Raw genomic sequence first — 24120 nt, forward strand, 5'->3', positions numbered from 1 at the left:
AGGGTTGTTTTTAGTCAATCGTCGTTTTTGTTCTGCCGATGCCGAGCACTGCTGTCGTGATCTTTTTCCAGCTGTTGCAGCCACACACGCCGTCCACCGTCAGGCTGGTGCGGCGCTGGTAGCCCCTCAAGGCTTCCTCGGTGCGGGTGCCGAACAGGCCGTCGATGCGGCTGCCGGTCTGGTAGCCCAGTGTGGAAAGCGCATCCTGCAGGATCATCACATAGCAGCCCCGGCTCCCCCGCCGCAGGGTGGGGTAGCCCGCTGTGGTGCCGCTGCAGGCCGGGGTGCCGTAGCGGCGGTCAAAGTGCACCCAGGTGGGGGTCTGGCTCAGGGGCTCCACATAGCCCCAGGCTCCGGTGGACCGGGCGGCCCTATAGATGGCCGTGCGCTGGCTCTGGGTCAGGCTCTGGCCCACATCAAAGGCCACGCCGGCGTAATGCTGGCTGCGGGTGCCGTGACCGCCCTCCCAGATGCGGCGGAAGGCATACCCCACCGGGATGCCCTTGCCGTACTTGCGGCGGGTCAGGTTCCATGCCTCCATGGCGGCGATGGTCGTCCAGAGCACCGGGCTCCCCGATTTGCCCCGGAACTCCCGCAGTGTCAGGGTGCGCTCGGTGCTGTAAGGCATCGGGTCGTTTTCGTTCAGGCTGTTGTAGGTGTACACCTTGTTCTCATAGGCATCGTAGATCAGCAGCCGTGCCATCCGTCATCCCTCCTCGCATTCGCAGCTCTGGGCACGGAGTGCGGCCCAGGTCTCCTCGTTCACCGTGCCTGTTACCAGCAGGTCCGCCCGCTCCTGTGCCGCCCGGACCCCTTCTGTTTCCTTCGGGCCGAAGCGGAAGTTCTCGGCCACATAGCCCTCGCCGCAGTTCCGCATATAGCGTCCATTGAGCCACTGTTCGATCTGCCCCACATCCGGGCCAACGCTCCCCTCTTTCATGGCGCGGCCCGGGTAAACATCGGCCTGCCCGGCATCCCGGTCAGGGTTGGGGGAAACGGCGGCCAGCTGCAAGCTCAGGGCCTCCACCGCCGTCCAGGTCTCTGCATCCGCAGCCCCGGTCTCGGGCAGATCCAGCAGGGCCTGCGCACTGCGGGTAGAGGCTGCCGTCTCGTCGGTATACCGGTCAGACAGGGGCGGGCTTTCCACGCTGTCGAAATAGTAGGCAATGCGCTGCAAAAGTAGGTTGTAGTAGAGCACCGCGTCCCCTGTGGCCCCCACTGCCAGCGGCGTGCCCGGGTAAGGCAGGCGCTTCAGCGTGACCACCGGGCCGGACACCCGCAGGATGCTTGCTTTACCGTAGAGCGAATTCCAGGTCGCCCGCCCTACTACACCGTCCACCGTCAGCTTCGCAAAGCGCTGGTAGGCCCGCACGGCGTTCTCGGTCGCCGCACCGAAGCTGCCGTCGATGGAAACAGCGGGGATACTGCTCTCGTAAGCGCTCATCAGGTAGAGGTAGAACTGCAGCTCCCGCACTGCCGTTCCGGTGCTGCCCCGGCGCAGAATGCCCGGATACTCGCCGGGACGCAAGCTGGCTGTGAGCAGCCGGTTGGCGATATCGTTGTAGACCTCATACAGCTTGTTCCAGGTCGTGCGGCCCACCACGCCGTCGCTGGTCAGGCCGAAGTAGCTCTGGAATCTCCGCACTGCTGCCGCCGTGCCTGCGCCGAATTTCCCATCTACGGTCAGGGTGTTCAGACTGGGATACACCGTGCGGGCGATCTTGAGCCAGAACTGCACCAGCCGGACGTTCTGCCCGCTGCTGCCCTGCCGCAGAGCTGTGCCCGGGTAAGCGTTGGGCCTGCCGTTGTCGGACTGGATGCTGCGGAACTGATCGTAGAGTTCTGTCCAGGTGGCGCGGCCCACCACACCGTCCACAGACAGGCCGTATCTTCGCTGGAAGGCCCGGACCGCACCGGCGGTGCCGCTGCCATACACGCCATCCACTGTCACGGAGGGGATGCTGCTCTCGTACTGGGCCAGAGTGTTCAGCCAGAACTGCAGCTGCTCCACAGCGCTGCCGGAAGAGCCGACGCGCAGGACGGTGTCGCCCCAGGTGCCGTCCGAGAGGATGCCTGTGGCCGTTTCTCCCTCGCTGGTCAACTCTGCAAGGTCTTTCACCGAAACATAGATATAGCTGATCTTATACCAGGTCTGCCGCCCCACCACGCCGTCAGCGGTCAGGTTAAACTGCTTCTGGAATCTCTTCACGGTCTCGGTCATCCTGCTACCAAAGATCCCGTCCACGGTCAGCAGGCCAAGGAAGGGGTAATCCTTGGTGATGCGGTTCAGCTGCCGCTGCAGGGTGAACACTGCCGTGCCCCGGTCTCCCTGCCGGAGGGGGGAGCCCGGATAGCTTCTGGGGATGGACTGGATGTTGCTGGTGCGGACGATCTCGATATCGCTGCCGTAGTAATATTTGAGGATGCTCAGGGCATTGCGGCCCTGATTTGCCAGCGTGACCGTGCCCCACTGCTTGAGCCCCGGGCAGGTAACGGACTTTCCGTCACAGTATTCGGAGTAGTAGGGATTCACGGTGCCGGTCTTGCGGATGTAGGTGTTGAAGATGTCATCCGTCAGCTTTACCATCACATCGAACACAGTGCGGCCATGGACGTAATACTGGTCGTAGCTGGTGGAATTGGTGATATTGAAGGTGTAGCCCTTGCTGGGATACCACTCGGTGTAAATACGATTGAGCGCCAGCGAGATCTGGCAGTGGATGTTCGCTTTCAACGCTTCAATGGGCCAAGTGGGGTAGACCTCGCTGGAAGCCACATTGGCGATATAATCCCGGAAGGACACCGTCACGTTCCGGGCCGAGGCGGCGGGCCTGCCCAGATGGACCGTAATATTTTTGGGTACGATGACACGGTCCAGCACCCGGCTGCCGGTGCATGGATTGGTGGGAGCCGGGCCGCTGCCGCCGTTCCCCGCAAACAGAGCGTGGGTGGGGATGATCACAGGCGGGTCGACAATGTCTTTTCCCTCCTCGGTGTCCGGGATCATCTCAGGCCGGGCCAGCGTGACCTGCCCGGCAAAGATCTGGATGCCCTGGATGCGGACGGTGCGGTAGCCCGGCTTGCGGGCCGTCAGGCTGCACACGGCATAGGGCAGGGTCGTGGTGTTGTTCTCGTCCAGCGAGAGGGCGCAGGCCGGGGCACAGATGGCCACATCCTCGGCATTGCCCTCGGCATCGGTGATGCGGTGAGCCGTGAAGTCGCTGCCGGTGATCACAACAGTTACTCCCTCCACCGGAGCCGACTGCCGGGGCCGATAGGTTTGGATACGCAGGATGCCATTCATCATATAAAAAAACTCCTTTGCCGATAAGCTGATTCTCTTACAGCTTATTCCGCAAAGGAGCAGAGGGTGCATTTTTCAGTTGATGTAGCAGCGGTCCTGACCCACCAGCCAGTCCTCGCACAGGCGCTCGGCTTCTTCCACGCTGCGGCTCACACAGCGGAACAGCGCCCCGTTCAGCGAACAATAGGAGTAGCGGACTTTGGGCACACCGTTCGCATCCTTAAACTGTTCACAGCGTTCCTGCCCGGGCATCAGATAAAATGGTTCCATTTTCCACGCGCTCTCCTTGTTTTTGTCATGTTATGGCATTCTGCGGCACCGCCGCGCAACACCTTGCCTATTGTATCACCATCCGGCGGCAAAGGCTATTCGCCGATTGGACAAAAAGAACCGTGATTCTTCGGCCATGATTGCCATTGACAAGGTGTTTTTCACATTTTGCCGCAGGTTCCGGGTGTGGGCGTAGCGGTCGGCCCCACCCTTACACGACCATGCACCACAGCGGTGTGGTGATGAGGGAGAGCACCGTGGAGACCGCCACGCACTTGCTGGCAAAGGCGGAATCCCCGCCGTACTTTTCCGCCAGAACGGCAGTCACACCGCCCATGGGCATGGCTGCCAATACCACGGAAACACCGGTCACAAGGCTCTCCGCGCCGCAGAGCCTGCAGCCCAGCAGCACCGCCGCCGGGATGAGCCCCAGCCGGATGAGGCAGTAGAGGAAGCAGTCCTTATCCCAGAGTTTGCCCATCCGGCTGCTGCCGATGATGGCACCGATCAGGATCATGGAAACACCCATGTTGCAATTGCTCAGGCTCTTGACGGTGCGGCCCAAAAAGCCGGGCAGCGGCAGCTGAGAGGCCATCAACACCATGCCCACCACGACCGCCAGGATGCAGGGGTGGGTGAATGTTTTCCGCAGCACGGCCCTGCGGTCTGCCCGCATCTCCTCTTTGGAAGCGGGCTTTTCGTCCTGCAGAAAGTAGCTCACGCCCACCGACCACATTGCCACACGCTGGGGGATAAGGTAGATGGAGCTGAGCAGCAGGCCGCTGCTGCCCCAGATGCCGTCCACCAGTGCGCTGCCCAGAAACGCACCGTTGGAGCAGACCGTGCCATACTGGTAAACGCTCCGCCTTGCAAAGGGCAGCCAGTTGTAGCCCAGGGCACACAGCACCACACAGCCGATCTGCAGCGCCAGCGAGATCACAAGGATCGACGCGCTGCTCTTCAGCACATCCCAGCTGAACTCCACCAGAAACGACTGGATGATGTTCGCGGGCAGGATGACATTGATGAGCAGGTCAGTCAGGCACTTGCGTCCCTGCGCATTGATGATGCCCTTGCGGGCCAGAAAAAAGCCAATGAGGGTCAGCAGCGCAAGCTGGCCCTGCAATGTCAGCAGACTTGAAATTTCAGCCATGATTCCTCCTGTGTTTTGCACCAAAAAAAGACTTCTTTGTTCAAAGTATAAGAAATCCGGCCGGGAAAAGCAAGAATTCCGATAAATTTTCAGCCCAGCGGCAGGTACACCACCGCTTTGGCACCGTGGGGGGTGTTCTGTCCGAACACTGCCCTGCCGCCATGGGCGGCGGCGATCTGCTGCACTACATATAGGCCAAGGATATGGGGCGCATTTTCGGCAGGCTCCGCAGCGTTCAGCGCTGCCAGAACGGCAGGAGGATAGCCAATACCGTCATCCGCTACGGTCAGGCAGAAGCGCTCCCCTGCCCGCCGGGTGTGCACGGTAATGTTCACCGGCTTTGGGTTATGCCGTACGCTGTTGTTCATCAGGTTTTCCAGCAGCCGTGCCAGCAGCGCTTCATCCACCGAAAGCACCGTCTGCTCTGCCGGTTCTTCCTGTTCCAGCGTGATCCCGCAGTGCTCTGCCAGTGGGCTTTCGCAGAACTGCGCCACCAGCTGCCGGAACAGCGGCCCTGCCCGGAGGTCTTTCCGGCGCAGGGGTTGGGCACCGTATTCCAGCTTACTGGTCAGGTTCAGGTCATCAATGAGGGTGCGGAGCTTTTCGCACTGGGTGCGGATGCCGGCCGCTTTCTGCCGGGAGCTGTCCGGCAAAAGTGCGTCCTGTTCCAGCTGCTCCGCCCAGCCTAAGATCAGCGCCAGCGGGGTGCGCACGTCATGGCTGACTCCTGCGATCCACTGGGTGCGGGCGTTGTCCCGCCGGGAAAGCATCTCGTTTTTGGCTTGCAGCTGCGCCCCGGTTTGGTTCAGCTTTTCTGCCAGTTCCCCGGCAAAACCGTCGGTAGGCAGCCGGACGGTCTGCCCCTGCGCCAGTGCATCCAGACCGTTTGCCACGGTCTCCAGCCGCTTTGCCCCCCGCCAGCTCAGCCAGAAGCAGAGCGCCAGACCCAGCAGCAGCATTCCCAGCGCTGCTGCCGGGAGCACCCGCACCATGCTCAGGGCAAAGTCCGGTGAGCTGTAAATGCTGTACTTCCACAGGCTCCCCTTTGGCAGCCCGATGACGAACAGCCCGTAGGGTTCTGTCCAGCAGAACACCGGGTAATCCGCCAGATACCAGCGGGAAAATTTGGCGATATCGCCGGGAGTGTAGGCATGGTCCAGATCCTGCGGCAGGCCGTAGCTCCAGCGGATGTTTCCCACATCATCCAGCACCATCGCCCACTCGTAGCCATTCATCCACTCCTGTGAGGTGCGTTCTGCCCCAAAGGCAAGCCCTTCGGCGGTCTCCACCATAGAATCCGCGATCTCGCTGGAGGAATACTCCCGCTGCGGCAAGCGGCAGCTCTCCTGCCAGCCCAGCCAGCCCAGCACTGCAACACCGGAAAACAGCAGCAGCAGAACGATGCCCACCGCCGCCAGCACATACCGCCGGATCAGGCGCACAAAGGTTTTCATGCTTCTTCCCCCTTTGTCAGCTTATAGCCAATGCCCCGCACCGTCCGCAGAAACTGCGGCGCACCGGGTTCGGCTTCCAGCTTTTCCCGCAGATGCCGGATATGTACCCCCAGACTGTTCTCGTAGCCATAGTAATCTGCGCCCCAGACCGCCGCACAAAGGGCATCGTAGGTAACGATATGTCCCCGGTTCTCTGCCAATTTCCGCAGCAGTGCCAGCTCGGTAGCGGTCAGCGCCAGTGTTTTGCCCTCCGGCAGGGTAACAATGGCATCGTTCAGGTCTACGCACCGCTCCCCCAGCTGCAAAGGTGCCGGTTTTGTACGGGACAGCTCTGCCCGGTACGCCCGCTGCAAAATATGCTGCACCCGCAGCAGCAGTTCCTGCATCAGAAAGGGCTTGGTCAGGTAGTCATCTGCGCCAAGACCCAGCCCGAACAGACGGTCGGCATCCGCGTCCCGTGCAGAGAGAAACAGCGCCGGAACGTCCGCTTTTGCCCGCAGCGCCCGGAACAGCGAAAATCCATCCCCATCCGGCAGGTTGATATCCAAGATCATCAGCTCCGGCTGTTCTGCCGCAAAGCAGGCGCGGGCAGCGGCGCAGCTTTGGGCAGTTCTGATATGGCCATATCCTGCGCCCCGCAGCTGCTCACATAGCAGTGCCAGCAGCTCGGCGTTGTCGTCCACAAGCAGGATCTTTGCATCATAAATGGTATCCATAAGGGCAGTTCTCCTTTCCCGCCTTTACTATACCACACTTTTTGCGCCGCAGCGGAAAACGCCTGCAAATTTAAGGGGAATTTAAGCTGCGCTTCCGGTCAGTTTAAGGCAGCGGGTGTATTCTGGCATCGTTCCGAAATCCATGAATGCGAAAGGAGACCTTTTATGAAACCTGTGATCGAGACCCATGCCCTTTGCAAAAGCTACCATGGCCGTCCGGTGGTGGATCATTTGAACCTGACTGTCCCGGAGGGCTGTGTTTACGGCTTTTTAGGCCCCAACGGTGCGGGCAAATCCACCACCATGAAGATGCTGCTGGGGCTTGTACACCCCACCGGCGGCAGCGTGGAGCTGCTGGGGCACACCCTGAACGAATCGAACCGCATTGCCCTGCTGCGGCAGACCGGCAGTTTGATCGAATCCCCCTCCGGTTACCTGCACCTGACTGCCCGGGAAAATCTTTCCATCGTGGCTGACTTGAAAGACGTGGACCGGAAGGACATCCCCCGGGTGCTGGAGATCGTGCACCTGACCAAAGACGCTGACCGGAAGGTGGGTCAGTATTCCCTTGGCATGAAGCAACGGCTGGGCATTGCCATGGCGCTGCTGGGCAGCCCCAAACTGCTGATCTTGGACGAACCCACCAACGGTCTGGACCCGGCAGGCATTCAGGAGATGCGCAGTCTGATTGCTTCCATGCCCCAGACCACCGGAGCCACCGTGCTGATCTCCAGCCACCTGCTGGGCGAGATCGAGCAGATGGTGGATCAGGTGGGCATCCTGAACCACGGCAAACTGCTGTTCGAGGGCTCCTTGCAGCAGCTGCAAAAGCACAGCCGGGGCGGCATTCTGCTGCGGGTGCTGGATGCACCCAAAGCCGCAGCCGTCCTGCAGCAGCAGGGAGTAAAAGCCACCGCACCGGCAGACCAGCCGGACACCCTGCAGCTTCCCCCGCTGCCGGACGAAGCGCTGGCGGCACTGGTCTGTACCCTTGCCGAAAGCGGCGTGGGCGTAGTGGGTCTGACTACGCAGACAAAGAGCCTTGAGGACATCTTCCTCAGCCTGACCCAGACCAGCGGGGAGGTGGCGTAAGATGGCAGCCTTCCGTGCAGAACTGCAAAAAGCCCACCGTAGGCATGACCTTGCCCTCTGCCTGCTCATCCCCGGCATTGTCGTGCTGTGGGTGGGCGGCCTTGCCCCGGCAGACCCGGAGGAGCTTGCCAACGGTTACAGCGCCCTGCTTTACAGCCTGCCCGTCATTGAAGCCATTCTGATGCCGGTGATGATGGCAGTGCTGGCCTCCCGGCTGTGGGATATGGAGATCAAAGGCAACACCACAAAGCTGCTCTACACCCTGCAGAGCCGCCGCAGCCTGTTTGCAGGCAAAGCGGTCTTTGGGGTGCTGGAGGTGCTGTTGGTCACGGTGCTGGAGCTGGCCTGCGTTCCGGTGCTGGGGCGTGTCCATGGTTATACCGAAGCCTTTCCCACTGGGCAGCTATGCTATCTGTTCGTCTGCACGCTGGCGGTGGACGCAATGCTCTTCTTTGGCGAATTTCTGCTGATGCTGTGGATGGGCAATCCCCTGCCGGCGCTCTGCGTGGGCATTGTAGGGGCACTGGTGGGGCTGTTCTCTGCTTTTATGCCGCCGCTTGCCAGTTATTTTGTACCCTTTGGGTACTACATCCCTCTGAGCGCCTACGAAGTGGCGAACTGGGACAAGGCCACCCACACCGTCACCTACGGCACCCGCCCCTTCAACTGGGTGCTGCTGGCCTTCACCCTTGCGCTGGGCGCTGTGCTGTTTGCCCTTGCGTGGCGCAAGGTACAGGACGAGGAGGTATAAAACCATGCTGAAACGCTGTATTCTTGCGGAGAACCGCAAACTTCACGCATCCCCCATCTGGGCAATGTTCTTTGTGCTGCCCATTCTTTCAGCCACCTACGGTACTTTCAATTATCTGCAAAATCTTGAGATCCTCACCGACGGCTGGTATAGCCTGTGGACCCAGCACACCCTGTTTTATTCCATGCTCTTCTTCCCTGCCATGGTAGCCACCTATGCTGCCTACTTGTGGCGGCTGGAACATCTGGGGCACAACTGGAACCTGATCATGGCAAGCCCTGTACCGCCGCTGGACCTGTTTGCAGCAAAGTTTGCGGTGGTGACAAAGCTGGCGCTGCTGACCCACGGTTTTGTGTTTGCACTGTTCGTGTTCTGCGGCAGGGTATTTGCCCATCTGCCCGGGCTGCCGCCGGTCACCTTACCTCTGTTTTTACTGCGGGGACTGCTGGGTGCGTTGGCTGTCATTGCCGCACAGCTGGTGCTGGCCATGGTCATCCGCAGCTTTGCCGTGCCCATTTTTCTGGGGCTGCTGGGCGGGATTACCGGCATCTTTATCAGCTCCAAAGGCTTTGGGCTCCTGTGGCCCTATTCCCTGATGCAGCTGGGTATGAACTCCAACAAAAGCGCGGATGTTCTGGCGGGCAGCTACGGGCTGTTTGCCTTCAGCTGCATCTTCTGGCTGGGGACGATGTTCCTTCTGGCATGGCTCCTGCTGAAAAAACGGGATGTCCGGGCATAGCACAAAGGGGAGAGTTCCTTGCACGGGAGCCCTCCCCTTTTTTCAGCTGTTCAACTGCTGCATGATCTTCCTGACCTCGCTGCTGGAGTATCCCTCCTTGAGCAGCTGGGTGCGGATGGCCGTATCACTGCGGCCCTGACTGCGCATCCTCGCCGCGCTGTACGGCACGGTTCCGCCGCTGGAAACGCCGCTTTTGCCCACCTTCAGGCCGGTGTCACCCGTCAGGCTGCCGCGCTTCGCCGCTGCATCGGCGCTGGCTTTTTCGGCAGTCCGGCTGGCCTTTTCCTGCTTGGCCGCCCACTGGCTCTTGCTCAGATCCAGCCGCTCTGCCGCAAGGGCATTGCTGACCTGCTGCTGGCGGAGTTTGTCCTGATATTCCTGCTGCGCCTGCTCGTTTTTGTACTGCTGCTGTGCCAACTCATCCTGCCGCAGCTGCTCCTGCATTTTCTGCTTCCATGCCGTGTCGGCCCGTTCGGCTTCATAGGCGCGGTTGCCCGCATAGATGTTGTACCCGGTGTTCAGCAGGCTGCCTGCCATGCTGCCCAGACCCGTGGTACCGGTAATGGCCAGCTGGGCCGCGTCACCCAGAAGACCCAGCACGGTCACCACATTGTTGAATCCCTGCTGGCGGCGGGCCGCCTCCTGCTGTTCCTGTGCCGCGTAGTAACCATACAGGCTGTCCAACTGGCCCAGATAATCCTGATAGCGCCCGTAATCCTGGGTGTAAGCCGTGTTGTAGGCATTGCCCTTTTGTTCCAGCTGGGTGTAGTAATCCGCCAGCTCCCGCTCATACTTCTGCTGGGCATTCTGCTCCTGCCCGTTCAGCTGGTCGATCTGCTCCACCAAGGCATCGCCGCCGCTCTGGTAGGTATCCAGCGCCAGCCGGTACAGCGTGGGGATGGCCTCGCTCAGTGCACCGATCTGCTGCTGGTATGCCTGCCGGGCCGCACTGGCCGCGTAGCTGGAACCATAGCCGCCGGTCAGGGCAGCGGCCTGCGCCGCCGCGTCGGCACTGGCGTTCTGGGCATTCTGGGTGTACAGCTGGGCGTACTGGCGGTACAGTGGGTCGGCACCATAGCTGTAACTGAATTCCTTCCGGTCCAGCAGATCCTCCATCAGGCCGTCAATGCGGCCCTGATAGGCGCTCTCGTAATCGCCGGGGCGGTTGGCCTGCCACTGCTTCAGGTCGCTGGCCGCGTCCGTCACCTTCTGCGAGGGCCGGTACTCTGCCGAAGCCAGCGCGTGTTCCACGTCCTGCCGGTTTTTCAGCCCGCCTGTGGTGTACTCCTGCTTCTTTTTCTCGCTCATGTCTCCTCCTTTCCCAAACTGCCGGAAAGCCTGCCCCGCAGCTCCTCCGAGAAATTCTCCGTGTCCAGATTGCAGAGCACATACTGCAATTGCTCCTGCATCTGGTACAGATAATTCCGCAGGGCCCGGGCATCCTCCGGATCCATATTCTCACTCAGCCTGGGCAGGCCGATCTTGCCCAGGCCTGCAATGCTTGCCATGGTTCATCCCTCCAGTTCCATCCAGTTTCCCTTTGCTCCGCTGAAGGTCTTGGCCAGGCTCCGCAGGGTGATCTGCCCATAGCCCCACAGCCGCAGCCGGAGCGAGGCGCACCGCCGGGGCACAAGGTGCAGATCACAATTGCGGCGCGGGCCCTCCACTGTCAGGGCGGCGGCGTTCTCCCAGGGGCCGCCGTCATAGCTCACTTCCACAGTCACCTGGCTCCTGCAGGCGGCATCCAGCCGCAGCGTCAGCCGGGAGAGGTACCGCTCCTCGGGGCTGTCCAGCCCCAGATCTCCGGTGGTCAGGGCAAACTCCACGCCCTGTTCCGTTTCCTCGCTTCTCTGCCCTGCCGCTTCCCGGCTGGGGTCAGCGGCCCAGAGCGCCCGGCCATCCCAGAGATAGAGCTGCCCGCCGGTGCTGGCCATCTCAAAGGAGCAGACATCCTCCTCGTGCCAGAGGCCCCGCTCGGTATCATAGACCAGCAGACGCACCTCGTTTTCCCGGCTGACATGCAGATAATACCGGCCATCCAGCGCGCCGCCCACAGCCTGCTTCACATTGGCAAGCCGCCCGGCATCCAGCGCCGCCGACACCTTGGCCGGGATGCTGCCGTCCCACGCCATCACGCCGTCGGGCGAGAGATAGTACAGCGTCTCGTTCAGCACGCAGAGACTGCGGGCCGCGTTTCTGGCCACGCCCCGGCAGCGCAGGGAGCTGAGCTGGAAATCCGAGGGCTTGGAACCGTAGAGCTTGTGCAGGGTGTTTTCCTTGAAGAACAGCGCATAGCCCATGCAGGTGGCCGCACCGGTAAAGGGGCCGTCGCTGCCCACGGTCACGGCATAGCTGTCTGCCGCGATGCCCCGGTAGGAGAACCAGTTGGTGGGGTCGCCCAGCTTGCAGGCGTAGATGACATTCTCGCTGCTGGAACACCCCCACACCCGGTTGTCGCACTCGGTCAGGTACTCAAGGTCGGGCACCCGGCGCTCCGCCTTCACACCCTCCGCCAGGAAATACTCTTCCCGCTGTGTGCCGTCCATGCTCACCCAGACAGCACTGCTGCCATTGTGGACAAGCCTGCCGTAAAAATGTTCACCGCCCGGGTCAGCCCGCAGGCGCAGGGTGGTCTCGGTCACACCGTACACGATGCGGTCGCCGTCCAGCCCGGCCCACTGGCCTGCCTGTTCAGCCCCCGTACCGGTCAGGGTCACGGTGTCCCACACCCGGAACTCCGCCCCGATGCCCTCAGCGGTCACAAGGCAGTAGTCCAGCGGGATCACCGTCCAGTTGCCCGAAGCCTCGCTGTATACCTCCAGCGTATTCTCTGCGGAATAGGGCTTGTCCGGCTCGTTCAGCTTCAGAAACAGCTGGCCGTCCTGCGGGTGTTCCGGCTCCTTTGTGCCCTTGTCCTTCACCTCGTAGGTATTCCCCGAAGCATCACAGGGCGCAAAGCTCACGCTCAGGCTTCCCGCCTCCCAGACAGCACCCAGCGGGGCCGCACTGCCGTCAGCCGTATCGAACGCCACCTTGTCCGGAAAGATCAGGATCTTTGTTCCGATGCCCACCATCGTCTTGCGGCCGTCTGCCACGGCATTTTTCACGGTGACGGGCTGGGCCGGGGCCTCGTCCGGGGTATAAACCAGGTCCTGCCCGCAGACGGTCAGCAGACCGTTCAGGTGATACATCCCGTTCAGCCCGGCCAGCTCCTGCAGCCTGCGGCGGGGCAGCCGGGTGCTCAGGGCCGGGAAATCCCGGGCCGAAAAATTCATTCCCCCGCTGTACTCAGCCTCGGTGCAGCCGTAGGTCTCGTTCAGGCCGCCAAAGGCCCGCAGCAGATCCCGGGTATTCTTCACACCGGTCCGATTTGTCAGAAGCATCCACTTTCCTCCCTTTCACCACCGCCACTGCGCACCGCGCTTCGGCTTTGCCCGCCGCCGCAGCCAGGCGCTCAGCTCGGCCAGAATGCTGTTATACCGGGCCTGCTCCCCGGCGTAACGTTCCGTCTCGCCCAAGGCAGCATCCAGCTTTGCGCAGAGGTAATGCGGGTAGAGCGCATCAAAAGGCACGGGTACCAGCAGCTCCACGGCATCGTCCAGACCGCCCTCCGCAGGCCAGGCAAGGTCTGCCCCCACTTCGGCCCGCAGCCCGCAGCCGGAGAACAGCAGGGCCCGCAGCATCCCGTCCTCCTCACAGAGCCAGCGCTGCCGGGTGCGGCTGTCCACCTTGCAGCCCGGCCGCAGTTCCTCGGCCCGTTCTAGAGCCTGTCCCACTGTCATGCGCTCACCCCGCGATCTTCTCGGCGGCGGCAATGCGGGCAGCGGTGCGCTCATCCTGCACCTGGCTGTGCTCCAGCACCTCTGCCACCTCGGGCGGCACTTCCACCTCCACGCCCCGGCGGATCTTATAGCTCACGCCGTTCACGCTCACAAACAGGTCGCCCTTGTACCGGCTGTTGTCCTTGAACAGCCGGATTCTTACGTTTTTCTTGTCCATTTTTCATCCTTTCTGCCCTCTGTCGCAGGGGCACTGCCTTTTACGCCTCGCCTGGTTTCGTTCATCCAGCAGGGCTTGCCCGGTTTGCCAAAGGCTCCCCTACCAGGGGAGCTGGCGCGAAGCACCTGAGAGGTTCAGTTGGCACTCGCATTCTCCGAGTAGCTGGATACGCTCTCAATGCGCACCATGTACTGCTCCACCAGACGCTCGGCGGCGCGCATCCCCTTCCAGCCCACGGAAGCGCGCTGGTTCAGCGGGTCGTCGCCATAGCCCAGCTGCTTGACGATGTGTTCCAGGCCGCCGCCCTCCAGCTCGGTCACACCGTAGGCATGGGCACCCAGCACCAGCGTGCCGAACACGGCCAGACCGCTGGGACAGGTGGTGTCCTTCCAGATCTTGGCCTCGCTGGTCTCCACAAAGCGGATGTTGCCCAGCTTGCCGATCTCGCCGCGGTACATGGTCTCAGGGTCGGCATACTTGTGCGCCTCAACGAACTCCTTGCAGGTCTTCAGGTCGTAGGCGGCATAGGGGTGGATGATGGCAATGTAGCTGTCGCCGATGGGGTCCGCGTTCATGGCACCCAGCTGTGCCGCCGCCCGGAAGAACAGCTTCGGGGTCAGGGTGCAGGTCTTGTCCAGCTCCTTGCGGCTCTTCACCTCCGTTTCGGTGCCGTCTGCATTCTGCTTGGGGGCATACAGCACATTGGTGCCGCCCGCCAGCACATCACGGGTGATGCTGTCCATGGTGCGGCCCGCCTGGCTTGCCAGCACACGGGTGGCCTGCACCACGTTGTTGTCGATGGCGGTCATCTGCAGCACGTCAGTCAGCGGGGTCCAGCCGCCATACTGGTGCAGGTCGCTGGTGATGGTGGTCACGTTCAGAGCCTGACCGTCCGGGGTCACGCCCTCGGTCAGCGGAGTGGAAGCCTTGGGCAGGCTGTCGTACTTGCGGAACTCGATGGTCTTGCCGCCGTTCTGGGGCACAGGATAGTAATCCGCAAACTGGTCATGCACCAGCCGGGGCTCTGCCTGGTCGATGAGGCGCTTCTCGTAGAAGGTCTTCATCTCCGGGGTCATGGTGGTGGTGGAGTTCAGGGGAGTTTCGGCAAACAGCTGAATGTTGAAGTTGTTCATAGTCATTATCCTTTCTTTCATTGATTTCAAGCTCCCCCTTCGGGGGAGCTCCGCAAGGCGCTGGCAAAGCCAGACCGAAGCGGTGAGAGGGTTTTCCCTCAAAAACTGATCTTTGCACCATGGAGCGCCTGACGCTCCAGCGCTTCCCGCTGGCTGCGGGTCATCCGGTTCACATCCGCACCGGTCATGGCGGCGCTGCCGGGGTGGGTGCCGTTTTCAGCAGGGCGTGCCCCGCGCTGGCGGATGCGCTCCACCACGCCCTGCTCCACGGTGCGGGCAGTCTGGCGCATGGCATCCCCGTAGTGGGCCAGCCGGTAGGCATCCAGCATCCGCATCCCGGGCAGCTGCATCAGGCGGCGCATCTCGGGGTCTGCCAGCTCCTTTTGCAGGGAAAACTCCGGCACCGCCCGGCGCATCATGGCCTCCTCGGCAGCCCAGCGCCGGTGCAGGGCATCCACAGCCTGGCTTCCCGGGAAACGTTTTGGCAGCGCAGGGCGGGGCGGTTCCTGTTCCTGCCCTTCTTCCGCCTTGACCGGTTCGGTCTCTTTCACCTCCTTCTCCCCCTCCGGGGCGGTCGTCTCCTGCTTTGCGTCCGCTTTCTCACCGGGCTTCATGGTACCCGATGCCACAGCCTGCTGTTCCTGGGCCGCGCTCAGGGCAGGGGCAGCCGCTTCGCCGCCGTCAGCAAACAGCTGCAGGTCCATCATCTCCTGCTTGCCCCGGGCACTCCGGTCAGCAAAGCGTACATTATCCGGGTAGCGCTCGGCCAGCAGGGCAAAGCCCGCCTTGGCCAGCTCAAAGGCCCCCTCGACCCATGCGGTACAGGGCCGGGCGGCAGTCACCGTCAGGCGGGGACCATCGGGCTCGTCAAAAGCATCGCTGTGGGCGTTCTCCTCACCCGCCAGCAGGCTGACCAGTGCCTGCATCAGGGTGCTGACACCGGCGCACACGATATCCTGCCCTGCCGAGGCATAGCCTGCATGGCCCGCCGCCTCCAGACGCATGGCCGGGCCGTAAGGGCCGTCCAATTCCGTATAATTCACTTTGATCATTTCTGCCTCCTTCTCATGTAAAACCTCTCCGTCACCTGCGGTGCCATCTCCCCTCATAGGGGAGGCAAGCCAGCAGCAGCGTGAACCTGGCTCTCCTGTCAGGAGAGCTGGCGCAAAGCGCCGGAGAGGTTCTTCGCCAATGCTCTTGTGCTCAGATTTTCCTCCGCGCCGCTCAATTTCTCGTTGAACCGCGCGATCTGCATCTGGGCCGCCGTCAGCTTCTGTGCCAGCGTGCCGTTCTGCCGCACCCTCTGGCGCACTTTTTCGATGCCCTCAAAGTCCATCATCTCCAGTGCCGCCAGGGCCGCGTCGGCATTCTGGGGTGCAAAGAAACCCAGCTGGTAGCACTCCTTCGCCGTTTCATTCTGGGAAAGGCGGCTGAAGGTGGATTTCTTCTCGGCACTCACCACGATATCAAACACCGGTTCCCGGCTTCCCAGCTCCACGCCGCCCATCAGCCCCATGGGACGGGCACGCAGCGCTGCCCCGGAAAAGGGCACGAACTCCCTGCCTCCGGCAGGCCCGATGACACGGAACACCCGCTCCTCATCGTAAAACTGCCGCATCAGGTCAATGATGAGGTAGCACTCCCTTGCAAAGGCCCGGTAGGCACTTTTGAGCATATCGCGGGAGAGCTTGCTGCCCGCCTCCTGCAGGGCCGCAATGGCACTTGCCGCCGTCACGCCGCCTGCGGTGCCGCCCTGGGTCATATCCCGGTTTCCGCTGATCTCCTTCAGCTCCTCAATGCGGCTGTTGCGGTAGCTCAGGCTGTTCCCCTGCAAACCGGCGGTCTGCAATGGACGGAAACTCTCGTCTCCCAGCCGCCCGGCCACATGGACGATGTCCCGGCTGAGATCCGCCAGTTCCTCCTCGTTCACGCCCGCCGTGTCGCTGAGCACATACCGCTGCTTGGATGCCAGCAGGACATTTTCATCCATGGCATGGTTCATCCTGTCGATGGCGGTCTGACATTCCTTCATCACATCGATATAGCCAAAGCCCGCCGGGCTGTCCTCTTCCATAAACAGCGGGTCGAACACGAAGGGATATTTCCCGTGGTCGTAGAAGCCCCGCCCGGCAAGGGCCGGGTCGTTCTCGCTGGCGTAGAGCACCACACCGTTGCAGAACTTGCAGTAGTGGAGCAGGGTGCGTCCGGCCTCGTCCGGCTTTTTGTAGTACCAGTCCACCACCACGCTTTTTTCGGTGGTGTCCAGCCCGCCGTCGTGGAGAAAACGGGGCACATCCAGCACACTGGCGCTGTGACCCTTCAGCTGGGGCCAGCGGCTTTCCAGCTGTTTGGTGTTCTCCATGCTCAGGGAGAAAAAGTGGGGCGAGGCCTGGATATCTGCCACGCCCGGCTCCCAGTAGAGCATGAGCAGGTTCATGGGCCGGATGGCGATCTCTCCCACGCCGCCCCGGGCCTCCGGGTCCCAGAACACGCCCTTGACCCCGGTGCCCTGCTTGAGCTTGCGCCACCAGGTGTCGCTGTACACCTGCTCATAGTCTGCCTGCTCCAGCACCACCGGCAGGATGCTGGAAAGCACCTGTGCGGTCTGCGCATCGTCTGCCGCCCGGGGCAAAACGTTGGGGGCCGGGTAATTGTCCATGGCATCGGCGTGCTTGTTGGCAATGCTGTTGAACAGCCACCCACTGGCAGGCTGGGGCTTGCCCTCCATCATGGGGTTCTGGTAGTTCTTCCAGTGTCCCATCCGGAACCACAGCTCGTTGTCCACAATGCGTTTGTCCAGCGCGGCCTTTCCGGCCTTGTATTTCTGTAAAATGGCAGTGGCTTCGGCCACCTCTTCTGCCCCGATGGGGGGCTTTTCATCGATCATTGCTTACTCCTTTCTTGTTAGCTTCCTCACCCTCTCAGTCTCGCTCCGCTCGCCAGCAGCCGGGTTGCGGCTCCCAGCGTCTGCTTCACTCTGTTCGCATCCTTGCTGGCCGCTGCCCCAACAACTCCTCCCTCAATCCGCCGCTGGCGGCGGTCGTCGTCGTTGCTCCCAAAGTGGGAGCTTCTGACGAAACTGCAAACTTTGCAATAACTGCCAAGGCCTCGCCCTTCGGGAGAGGTGGCAGCGCGCCAGCGCTGACGGAGAGGGTGAGCCGCCTATACCCTGTAAAATCTCGCCCTCCGGTGCAGCTCCAGCGGGTCGTCCCCCACCGGAGGCTGCACGGTCTGCCGGGGCGGGGAGATGGGATTTTCCATCAGCACATAGCGGCACTCGTCATAGATATGATCCTCCTGCCGGGTGTCGATGTCCTCCACATTGCTCTCGTCATAGACTAGGTTCGGGAGGGTGCGGATGAAGTGCCTGCAGGTGTTGAACACCTGAAACATGGGCCGCCCCTCCCCATCGAACGCCAGCCGGTAGTGGAACTGCATCTTCCCCGCCAGCCGGGTGTGGTCACCGGGGACCCAGTGGAGAAAATGGGGGCCTCGCTCCATCATGGCGGCAATGCTCTCGCCCCGGCTCTCATCAAAGATAGCGGGGTCGGCCACCCCCAGAATGGTGCGGCCCTTGAGCATCGGATCGTTCTGCTCTGCCTCCCGGATCCGCCTTGCCTGTTCCACCGGATCGATGCGCAGGCCCTCGTTGGGGCGGCCCGTGCAGCCGTACAGCTCCTTGATGCGGTAAAGCCTGCCCTCCTCATCCGCCGCGTACCACCCCACCGAGAACGGCTTCGAGAAACCAAAATCGTACCCCCGGTAGATCTTCCAGTGTCTGGGGATGGCAAAGGGTGCAATGACATGGGTCCAGCGCTGGTCCTGATAATGCCCCGGGTCGTTCCTCCACTCGGTGAACACCTGCCCCGAAAAGCTGTCCCAGCTGCCATAGAGCAGGGCCTGCTTTTCCGCTTCGGGCAGGCTTGCCAGACTGGCAAGGTAGTCCGGGTCATTTTCCAGCAGGGCGGGGTTGTCGAACACGCTGGACGGGATAAACACCCTTGCCCGCTCCAGCACCTTCTCGGTTCCGTCCGGCATCCGCACCGGGAACTGTTCCACAATGGGAGTGCCGGGCGGGGCAGGCGTGATGAACCGGGCTTTCACCCAGCCGTGCCCCACACCGCCGGGATTGGTGGTGGCCCGCAGGTAGACCCGGGTGCCCGGGCCGGTAGGGCGGTTGCGGCTCATCATATAGCTGTACTCTTCCCACTCGAAATGGGTCAGCTCATCGAACCCGATGAAGTCGAAGGCCTTGCCCTGATAACTTGTGCGGTCCTTGGTGTACTGCATGGAACCAAAGTAGATCTTGGCCCCGCTGGGGAACACCCACACATGGCTGGTGGCGTTGTACTGCGCCGTAGGAAAAGCCCGCTTGTAGTAAGCCATGCTCTTGTCCACCAGATCACTGAGCTGGGGGTAGGTCTTGCGCAGGATGAGCCCCCGATAGTGGGGGATGTGCACCTGCCGCAGGGCCTCGATCACCAGCGCGTCACTCTTGCCGCCGCCTGCCGCGCCCCCGTACAGGGCTTCCGGTTCCGGGCGGCGCATGAACTCCGCCTGCCGGGGCTGGGGCCGCCATACAATCTCTGCATTCATACGTCCTCCACGGCTGGCAGAAGCACCACGCCGCACGCCCGGGCCTCGGCATCCGCCCCCTGATCGTTCAGGGTCTTGGCCACCGCGGCCAGATCCTTCAGCACCGCCGTGGCCTCCTTGAGCCCTTTCATCAGGGCGGGGTCAGAGCCATCGCCACGCTGGACCTTCTGCCGGGCGTTCAGTTCCTTGACCTCCTGCGCCAGCATGGTGCTCAGGGTGTCGGTGGCCTTGTGCAGGCTGGCAAGGCTCTTGTCCCTGCCCGTCTGTTTTGCTTGCGCCATCCTGTGTTCTCACATCCTTTCTGTTTGGCTTGGCACAAGGATACCAGCTTTTCGTCCCCTGCAACAGCGCGCACTTTTGCAGGGCCGTTTTGTACTTTTCGCGTCATAGAATCCCATTCGTATAAAATAATCTTCCATTTTTCATCGCTGTATCGCACCGTACAGAAATCTCCGTTTTTCTCCCGGATTTTTCACGCGCAGGCACATCAGGTGCGTGAAGCGCCTTTTGCGCAAAAAAGCAGGCACTTCGCCCGCCCCGTCCGGGGCAAAGGCAGAGTGCCTGCTTTCGTTACAGATTCAGTTTCAGTTCTGCTTACAGGGTCTCGATGCGGTCAAACAGCTGCTTGCCTGCTTCCACAGCGTCCTTGCTGCCAAAGACTACACGGGTAGCATTTGCCATCCGGTCTGCAAGGTCTGCGGCCTGTGCCCGGATCGTTTCAGCTGTCACGCTGCACATGGCCTTGCGGTCCGCGGCCAGCATGGCATCGGTGATGCCGCAGAAGTACCGGCGGTCCAGCTCCTTGGCCTCAGCGTTGGGCTTTTTGGGCGAATCCATCTCGGACACCGCGCCCACGATGAACTCGGTCAGGTCTTTTTCAGTGTACTCCCGGCCTGCCAGCACCTCGGGGGCCTTGGCAAAGGTCTCGTAGCTCTCGGTCAGGTGGGGGTCACGATAGGTGTACAGTCCCTCGGTCTGGGCACGGGTCAGCATTCCGGTGCCGTAAGCGCCGCCCACCTCACGGATGTTGTGCCACAGGTATTCGTAGCTCATAATGCGGGCCAGCACCCGGCGGTCGGCCTGCCGCTCCATGGGCCAGGTCAGGATATCATAGTTCACGCCGCCGTCAATGATAAAGGCCTCGTTCACGGGGGCAGTCAGCACCTCTGTGTAGGGCTTGGCAGCGGTGCGGCCCTGGGCAGCAAAGGCACTGCCGGGCAGCAGGGCACGCAGCTTTTCCAGCGCTTCCTCGCTGCCATGCAGGCTGACGGTCAGGGCTGCATGGTTCAGCACCTTTTCCCGCACCGCTTCCAGTTTTTTGCCCATGGCGGCCCAGTCGGCCTGTTCCAGCAGGCCGCACAGGAAGTGGTACCCGGTCACGCCGCTGCACCGCTCACTCAGGGCATACTCCACCGAGTAGTGGGCGGCGGCACGAACGGCAGCGTACTGGTTGCCCTGCCGGATGAACTGCTGCTCCATATTCAGCTTCTGCTGGCTCAGCACCCGGGCAAAGGCTTCCTCGGCCTTGGGGCCGGTCAGGCAGGTCTTGTAGAGGTACTCACTGCCCAGCGCAATGGCCTTGTCCAGATTCCGCTCCAACAGGCTCATGTTCCAGGTAAGCTTTGCGTGGCAGGGGCTGCCCTCCTGCCGCCCGGTCCAGAAGCTGATGCAGGCCATGCTGTTGCCCAGCCAGGTGGCGCGCTGGGTCTGCAGCTCCCGGGCAGTGTGCTCCGGGGTATCCAGCTCGTCCAGAATATCGGTCAGCAGGTCAAGATACTGCACCTCTTCCGGGGTGCACTCGCCCAGGTCGTAGTAGAAATTCAGATACAGGCTGCCCTTGGAGGGGTGGTGCAGCAGCTCCGCACCGGCCAGCGGTTCCACCGTACCGGCAGCGCTCCTGTCACCGTCGCCCAAGTCGGCCACGGTCAGCGGATGGTCCAGCACCAGCTTGCCGTCGTTGCGGGCAGGGGCAGCATCCTCTTCGTCCTTCTTGGGCAGGGCCGGGGTCTGGATCACCTGCACCGGCTCGGCCAGCAGCAGATCCTTCAGCAGGTCGTTGAACCAGCCGGTGGAGAGCTTCTCCCGCAGGGAAGCAAACAGCTTGTCGGTGTGGAGCAGCAGGGCCGGGTCGCCGGTATGGAGCCAGCCGGTGGCGGCATAGATGGCATCCAGCACGCCGTCGGGCAGGTTGCCCGGGCGCTCCAGGGAGGCAAACTCCATGGCGTTCAGGCTGGCCAGCAGCAGTTCCTCGGGGATGCCCCCTGCCAGCAGGTCGGTCACAGCCTGTTTCACGCCAGCTGCAAATTTGGGGGCAGTCTCTGCAGTGGCCCCCCGCAGCACCAGCTCCAGCGTGGGCTGCAGGGTGCTGTCGTCAAAGCCAAGGTCAATATCCGCACCCAGCTTCTGCTCCAGCAGAGCTGCCTTCAGCGGGGACTGGTTGGTGCCCAGCAGGGCATCCAGCAGGATCTCCACGCCCAGCTGGCGCTCCCGGTCAGCAAACGCGCCGGTGTACCAGGCCAGCGCACACTGCACCTGATTCGGCTCGGGGTTTTCGGTGTAGTACGGGATGTGCACACGCACACCGTTCTGCTGGTCCTGCACCGTCAGCCGGGGGCGGCTGGTGCCCTTGGGCATCCTGCTCAGATAGTGCTCATCCAGAAACGCCAGCTTCTCGGCCATATCCATCTTGCCGTACAGGGTGATGCAGCAGTTGTCGGCACTGTAATGACGGCGGTACACCCGCTGGTATTTTTCATAGGTCAGGGCCGGGATGGAGGCCGGGTCGCCGCCGGACACAAAGCCGTAGGCCGTATCCGGGAACATGGCCCGCTCCAGCGCGTTCTGCAGCTGCGCGTCCGGGGAGGCCAGCGCACCCTGCATCTCATTGTAGACCACACCGCTCACCGTGCCGTCCGCGTCCCGGTGCCAGCCCTCCTGCTCGAACACGGCCTTGTCCACCATGGCCAGCGGGCAGAACACGGCGTTCAGGTACACGTCCATCAGGTTCCTGAAGTCGGTCTCATTGGGGGTGGCAAAGGGATACACCGTCTTGTCCGGGAAGGTCATGGCGTTCAGGAAGGAGGCCATACTGCTCTTGAGCAGCTGCAAAAAAGGCGAGGTCACGGGGTACTTCTCGCTGCCCGCCAGCACCGAGTGCTCCAGAATGTGGAACACACCGGTGTCGTCGGAGGGGAAGGTGCCGAAGCCGATGCCGAACGCCTTGTTGGTGTCCTCGTTCTCCACCAGCAGGACAGTGGCCCCGCTCACATCGTGGTTCAGAACCGTCAGCACACCGTGCTGCTCCGGGCAGTCCTCGCGGCGCACCAGCGTATAACCGGGATAGTTCATGTTGTTTCTCCTTTGGGTCATATTTTTTCAAAGTGTTTGGCCCTATTGTACCACGCCTTCCGGTAAGACGCAACGAACAAAAAAGGTGAGCGTCCTCACCCTCTCAGGCGCTTCGCGCCAGCTCCCCCAAAGGGGGGAGCTTCTGACGAAACCACAGACTTTGCAATCACTGCCAAGGCCTCGCCCTTCGGGAGAGGTGGCAGCGCGCCAGCGCTGACGGAGAGGGTGAGCCAGCTTCCGGGGACATGAAAAAAGCTCCCCCTTCGGGGGAGCTGGCAAAGCCGAAGGCTTTGACTGAGAGGGTTGTTTTTACTTCCGATCCGACACCCGGAACAGCACGAATCCCACAATGAACAGCACGATCAGGCTGCCCACGCCCACATTGGCGCTGCCGGTCAGCTGGCTGCCCACACTGACGATCATGGTGCCCAGAAAGGATGCGCCCTTGCCGCAGATATCGAACAGACCGAAGTACTCGCCCGATTTTTCCGGCGGGATGATCTTGGCAAAATGGCTCCGGCTCAGCGCCTGGATGCCGCCCTGGAACATGCCCACCACAACGGCCAGCACCCAGAACTGCCACTGGTGCTTCAGGAAAAAGGCAAACAGCGCAATGCCCGCGTAGGCTGCGATGCAGACCGGGATGAGGGTGCCTGAGGGGTATTGCCCGCTCAACCGCCCGAACACCAGTGCCGAGGGGAAGGCCACGATCTGAGTAACCAACAGCGCCAGCAGCAGGCCGGTGGTGTCCAGCCCCAGGGCCGTGCCGTAGGCCGTGGCCATATCGATGATGGTGTACACACCATCGATGTAGCAGAAAAAGGCCAGCAGGAACCAGAATACCTGCCTGTCCTCTTTCAGGTGGCGGAGGGTGTGGCCGATGCGGGCAAAGCTCTGCTGGATGGCATGTTCCTGCACCTCCACAAAGTGCACCTGCTTATACTGGCGCAGCAGGGGCAGGGTGGTCACCAGCCACCAGACGGCGGTGATAAAGAGAGCAAGGTTCAACGCTGTCATCTGGGAGATGCCGATGCTCCCGGCCCCCAGCACCAGCGCCAGACAGACCACAAAGGGCACACAGCTGCCAATGTAGCCCCAGGCATAGCCTTTGGAGGAGACCTCATCCATCCGGTCCGGCACAGTCACATCGCTGAGCATGGAGTCATAGAACACCAGACTGCCCGAAAAGCCCACCTTGGCAAAGATGAAGATGAGCAGGAACGGCAGCCAGGTGCTTGCCATCCCCATGGCGCAGCAGCCGATCACACCCACTGCCACGCAGAAGGTGAAGATGGGCTTTTTGAAGTTGCGGGTATCCGCCAGTGTGCCAAGGATCGGGCTGAGCACCGCCGTGATGACCGTGACCGCCGAGGCTGCATAGCCCCAGTAGGCCAGATACTCCACCGAGCTCAGGCCGCCCCCCTCAGCCAGTGCGTTGAAGAAGATGGGGATCAGCGTTGCCACCAGCAGCACAAACGCCGAGTTGCCCACATCGTATAAGATCCACGCCCGTTCCAGGCTGGTCATGCAAAATTTTTGCTTTGCTTCGTTCATTTACGTTCCTC

General features: G+C 61.9%; 21 protein-coding genes. 3 read left to right on the forward strand and 18 right to left on the reverse strand.

The features are described from left to right. Positions 1-10 precede the first annotated feature (10 nt). The 6 genes from MTP42_RS10605 to MTP42_RS10630 all read right to left on the reverse strand — a co-directional run bounded on the left by MTP42_RS10605 (position 11) and on the right by MTP42_RS10630 (position 6897). The gene (locus MTP42_RS10605) at positions 11-703 is read right to left on the reverse strand and encodes a peptidoglycan-binding domain-containing protein (protein ID WP_117476002.1); all 693 of its coding nucleotides are present in this window, start codon (positions 701-703) and stop codon (positions 11-13) included. 3 nt (positions 704-706) lie between these two features. Continuing rightward, complete coding sequence (locus tag MTP42_RS10610) at positions 707-3307, reverse strand: peptidoglycan-binding protein (protein WP_249257282.1); 2601 nt, start codon at positions 3305-3307, stop codon at positions 707-709. A gap of 72 nt (positions 3308-3379) precedes the next feature. Beyond that, entirely contained in the window at positions 3380-3574 is a 195-nt protein-coding gene (locus tag MTP42_RS10615) for a DUF3873 family protein (protein ID WP_005931230.1), read from the reverse strand. Between the two features lie 211 nt (positions 3575-3785). Beyond that, on the reverse strand, positions 3786-4727 hold the full coding sequence (locus tag MTP42_RS10620; RefSeq protein WP_156075957.1) for an AEC family transporter: 942 nt from the start codon (positions 4725-4727) through the stop codon (positions 3786-3788). Between the two features lie 89 nt (positions 4728-4816). After that, positions 4817-6181 (reverse strand): sensor histidine kinase, encoded by a 1365-nt coding sequence (locus MTP42_RS10625; RefSeq protein ID WP_249257283.1) that lies wholly within the window; start codon positions 6179-6181, stop codon positions 4817-4819. Continuing rightward, complete coding sequence (locus MTP42_RS10630; RefSeq protein WP_249257284.1) at positions 6178-6897, reverse strand: response regulator transcription factor; 720 nt, start codon at positions 6895-6897, stop codon at positions 6178-6180. Before MTP42_RS10630 ends, MTP42_RS10625 begins: the two co-directional genes overlap by 4 nt. Before the next feature lie 165 nt (positions 6898-7062). Here MTP42_RS10630 and MTP42_RS10635 point away from each other — a divergent pair, with 165 nt between their 5' ends. Genes MTP42_RS10635 through MTP42_RS10645 form a run of 3 tightly spaced genes read left to right on the forward strand, consistent with a single transcriptional unit; the run spans position 7063 to position 9479 of the window. Further along, complete coding sequence (locus tag MTP42_RS10635) at positions 7063-7989, forward strand: ABC transporter ATP-binding protein (RefSeq protein ID WP_249257285.1); 927 nt, start codon at positions 7063-7065, stop codon at positions 7987-7989. Position 7990: 1 nt separating this feature from the next. Continuing rightward, on the forward strand, positions 7991-8740 hold the full coding sequence (locus MTP42_RS10640) for an ABC transporter permease (RefSeq protein ID WP_249257286.1): 750 nt from the start codon (positions 7991-7993) through the stop codon (positions 8738-8740). A 4-nt stretch (positions 8741-8744) separates the two neighbouring features. Further along, positions 8745-9479, forward strand: a complete 735-nt coding sequence (locus tag MTP42_RS10645; protein WP_156058443.1) for an ABC transporter permease — start codon at positions 8745-8747, stop codon at positions 9477-9479. A 42-nt stretch (positions 9480-9521) separates the two neighbouring features. Here MTP42_RS10645 and MTP42_RS10650 read toward each other — a convergent pair whose 3' ends face one another. The 12 genes from MTP42_RS10650 to MTP42_RS10705 form a co-directional block, all read right to left on the reverse strand. Then, a complete protein-coding gene (locus MTP42_RS10650; RefSeq protein WP_156058444.1) occupies positions 9522-10787 on the reverse strand; it encodes a cell envelope biogenesis protein TolA in 1266 nt (421 codons plus the stop codon). Further along, a complete protein-coding gene (locus MTP42_RS10655) occupies positions 10784-10987 on the reverse strand; it encodes a hypothetical protein (protein WP_005931258.1) in 204 nt (67 codons plus the stop codon). Before MTP42_RS10655 ends, MTP42_RS10650 begins: the two co-directional genes overlap by 4 nt. 3 nt (positions 10988-10990) lie before the next feature. Further along, on the reverse strand, positions 10991-12862 hold the full coding sequence (locus MTP42_RS10660; protein WP_249257287.1) for a hypothetical protein: 1872 nt from the start codon (positions 12860-12862) through the stop codon (positions 10991-10993). A 15-nt stretch (positions 12863-12877) separates the two neighbouring features. Further along, the gene (locus tag MTP42_RS10665; protein WP_249257288.1) at positions 12878-13261 is read right to left on the reverse strand and encodes a hypothetical protein; all 384 of its coding nucleotides are present in this window, start codon (positions 13259-13261) and stop codon (positions 12878-12880) included. Positions 13262-13265: 4 nt separating this feature from the next. Then, complete coding sequence (locus tag MTP42_RS10670; protein ID WP_097770405.1) at positions 13266-13478, reverse strand: hypothetical protein; 213 nt, start codon at positions 13476-13478, stop codon at positions 13266-13268. A 134-nt stretch (positions 13479-13612) separates the two neighbouring features. Continuing rightward, on the reverse strand, positions 13613-14611 hold the full coding sequence (locus MTP42_RS10675) for a N4-gp56 family major capsid protein (RefSeq protein ID WP_097770406.1): 999 nt from the start codon (positions 14609-14611) through the stop codon (positions 13613-13615). 98 nt (positions 14612-14709) lie between these two features. Continuing rightward, complete coding sequence (locus MTP42_RS10680; RefSeq protein ID WP_249257289.1) at positions 14710-15663, reverse strand: ribosomal-processing cysteine protease Prp; 954 nt, start codon at positions 15661-15663, stop codon at positions 14710-14712. 98 nt (positions 15664-15761) lie between these two features. Continuing rightward, a complete protein-coding gene (locus tag MTP42_RS10685) occupies positions 15762-17498 on the reverse strand; it encodes a portal protein (protein ID WP_249257290.1) in 1737 nt (578 codons plus the stop codon). A 275-nt stretch (positions 17499-17773) separates the two neighbouring features. Beyond that, positions 17774-19207 carry a phage terminase large subunit gene (locus MTP42_RS10690; protein WP_249257291.1) on the reverse strand — a complete coding sequence of 478 codons (1434 nt, stop codon included), beginning with the start codon at positions 19205-19207 and terminating at the stop codon, positions 17774-17776. After that, on the reverse strand, positions 19204-19488 hold the full coding sequence (locus MTP42_RS10695; RefSeq protein ID WP_249257292.1) for a chemotaxis protein: 285 nt from the start codon (positions 19486-19488) through the stop codon (positions 19204-19206). Before MTP42_RS10695 ends, MTP42_RS10690 begins: the two co-directional genes overlap by 4 nt. Positions 19489-19801: 313 nt before the next feature. Continuing rightward, entirely contained in the window at positions 19802-22555 is a 2754-nt protein-coding gene (locus tag MTP42_RS10700) for an insulinase family protein (RefSeq protein WP_249257293.1), read from the reverse strand. A gap of 309 nt (positions 22556-22864) precedes the next feature. Beyond that, entirely contained in the window at positions 22865-24109 is a 1245-nt protein-coding gene (locus MTP42_RS10705) for an MFS transporter (RefSeq protein WP_249257294.1), read from the reverse strand. Positions 24110-24120: the final 11 nt, after the last annotated feature.

Source organism: Faecalibacterium sp. I2-3-92 (genome assembly GCF_023347315.1).
Taxonomy (GTDB): Bacteria; Bacillota; Clostridia; order Oscillospirales; family Ruminococcaceae; genus Faecalibacterium; species Faecalibacterium duncaniae.

What these genes read in the sequence shown, in the direction of transcription:
- MTP42_RS10605 (WP_117476002.1), bottom strand. Translation starts at nt 703, where the DNA reads ATGGCACGGCTGCTGATCTACGATGCCTATGAGAACAAGGTGTACACC.
- MTP42_RS10610 (WP_249257282.1), bottom strand. Translation starts at nt 3,307, where the DNA reads ATGATGAATGGCATCCTGCGTATCCAAACCTATCGGCCCCGGCAGTCG.
- MTP42_RS10615 (WP_005931230.1), bottom strand. Translation starts at nt 3,574, where the DNA reads ATGGAACCATTTTATCTGATGCCCGGGCAGGAACGCTGTGAACAGTTT.
- MTP42_RS10620 (WP_156075957.1), bottom strand. Translation starts at nt 4,727, where the DNA reads ATGGCTGAAATTTCAAGTCTGCTGACATTGCAGGGCCAGCTTGCGCTG.
- MTP42_RS10625 (WP_249257283.1), bottom strand. Translation starts at nt 6,181, where the DNA reads ATGAAAACCTTTGTGCGCCTGATCCGGCGGTATGTGCTGGCGGCGGTG.
- MTP42_RS10630 (WP_249257284.1), bottom strand. Translation starts at nt 6,897, where the DNA reads ATGGATACCATTTATGATGCAAAGATCCTGCTTGTGGACGACAACGCC.
- MTP42_RS10635 (WP_249257285.1), top strand. Translation starts at nt 7,063, where the DNA reads ATGAAACCTGTGATCGAGACCCATGCCCTTTGCAAAAGCTACCATGGC.
- MTP42_RS10640 (WP_249257286.1), top strand. Translation starts at nt 7,991, where the DNA reads ATGGCAGCCTTCCGTGCAGAACTGCAAAAAGCCCACCGTAGGCATGAC.
- MTP42_RS10645 (WP_156058443.1), top strand. Translation starts at nt 8,745, where the DNA reads ATGCTGAAACGCTGTATTCTTGCGGAGAACCGCAAACTTCACGCATCC.
- MTP42_RS10650 (WP_156058444.1), bottom strand. Translation starts at nt 10,787, where the DNA reads ATGAGCGAGAAAAAGAAGCAGGAGTACACCACAGGCGGGCTGAAAAAC.
- MTP42_RS10655 (WP_005931258.1), bottom strand. Translation starts at nt 10,987, where the DNA reads ATGGCAAGCATTGCAGGCCTGGGCAAGATCGGCCTGCCCAGGCTGAGT.
- MTP42_RS10660 (WP_249257287.1), bottom strand. Translation starts at nt 12,862, where the DNA reads ATGCTTCTGACAAATCGGACCGGTGTGAAGAATACCCGGGATCTGCTG.
- MTP42_RS10665 (WP_249257288.1), bottom strand. Translation starts at nt 13,261, where the DNA reads ATGACAGTGGGACAGGCTCTAGAACGGGCCGAGGAACTGCGGCCGGGC.
- MTP42_RS10670 (WP_097770405.1), bottom strand. Translation starts at nt 13,478, where the DNA reads ATGGACAAGAAAAACGTAAGAATCCGGCTGTTCAAGGACAACAGCCGG.
- MTP42_RS10675 (WP_097770406.1), bottom strand. Translation starts at nt 14,611, where the DNA reads ATGAACAACTTCAACATTCAGCTGTTTGCCGAAACTCCCCTGAACTCC.
- MTP42_RS10680 (WP_249257289.1), bottom strand. Translation starts at nt 15,663, where the DNA reads ATGATCAAAGTGAATTATACGGAATTGGACGGCCCTTACGGCCCGGCC.
- MTP42_RS10685 (WP_249257290.1), bottom strand. Translation starts at nt 17,498, where the DNA reads ATGATCGATGAAAAGCCCCCCATCGGGGCAGAAGAGGTGGCCGAAGCC.
- MTP42_RS10690 (WP_249257291.1), bottom strand. Translation starts at nt 19,207, where the DNA reads ATGAATGCAGAGATTGTATGGCGGCCCCAGCCCCGGCAGGCGGAGTTC.
- MTP42_RS10695 (WP_249257292.1), bottom strand. Translation starts at nt 19,488, where the DNA reads ATGGCGCAAGCAAAACAGACGGGCAGGGACAAGAGCCTTGCCAGCCTG.
- MTP42_RS10700 (WP_249257293.1), bottom strand. Translation starts at nt 22,555, where the DNA reads ATGAACTATCCCGGTTATACGCTGGTGCGCCGCGAGGACTGCCCGGAG.
- MTP42_RS10705 (WP_249257294.1), bottom strand. Translation starts at nt 24,109, where the DNA reads ATGAACGAAGCAAAGCAAAAATTTTGCATGACCAGCCTGGAACGGGCG.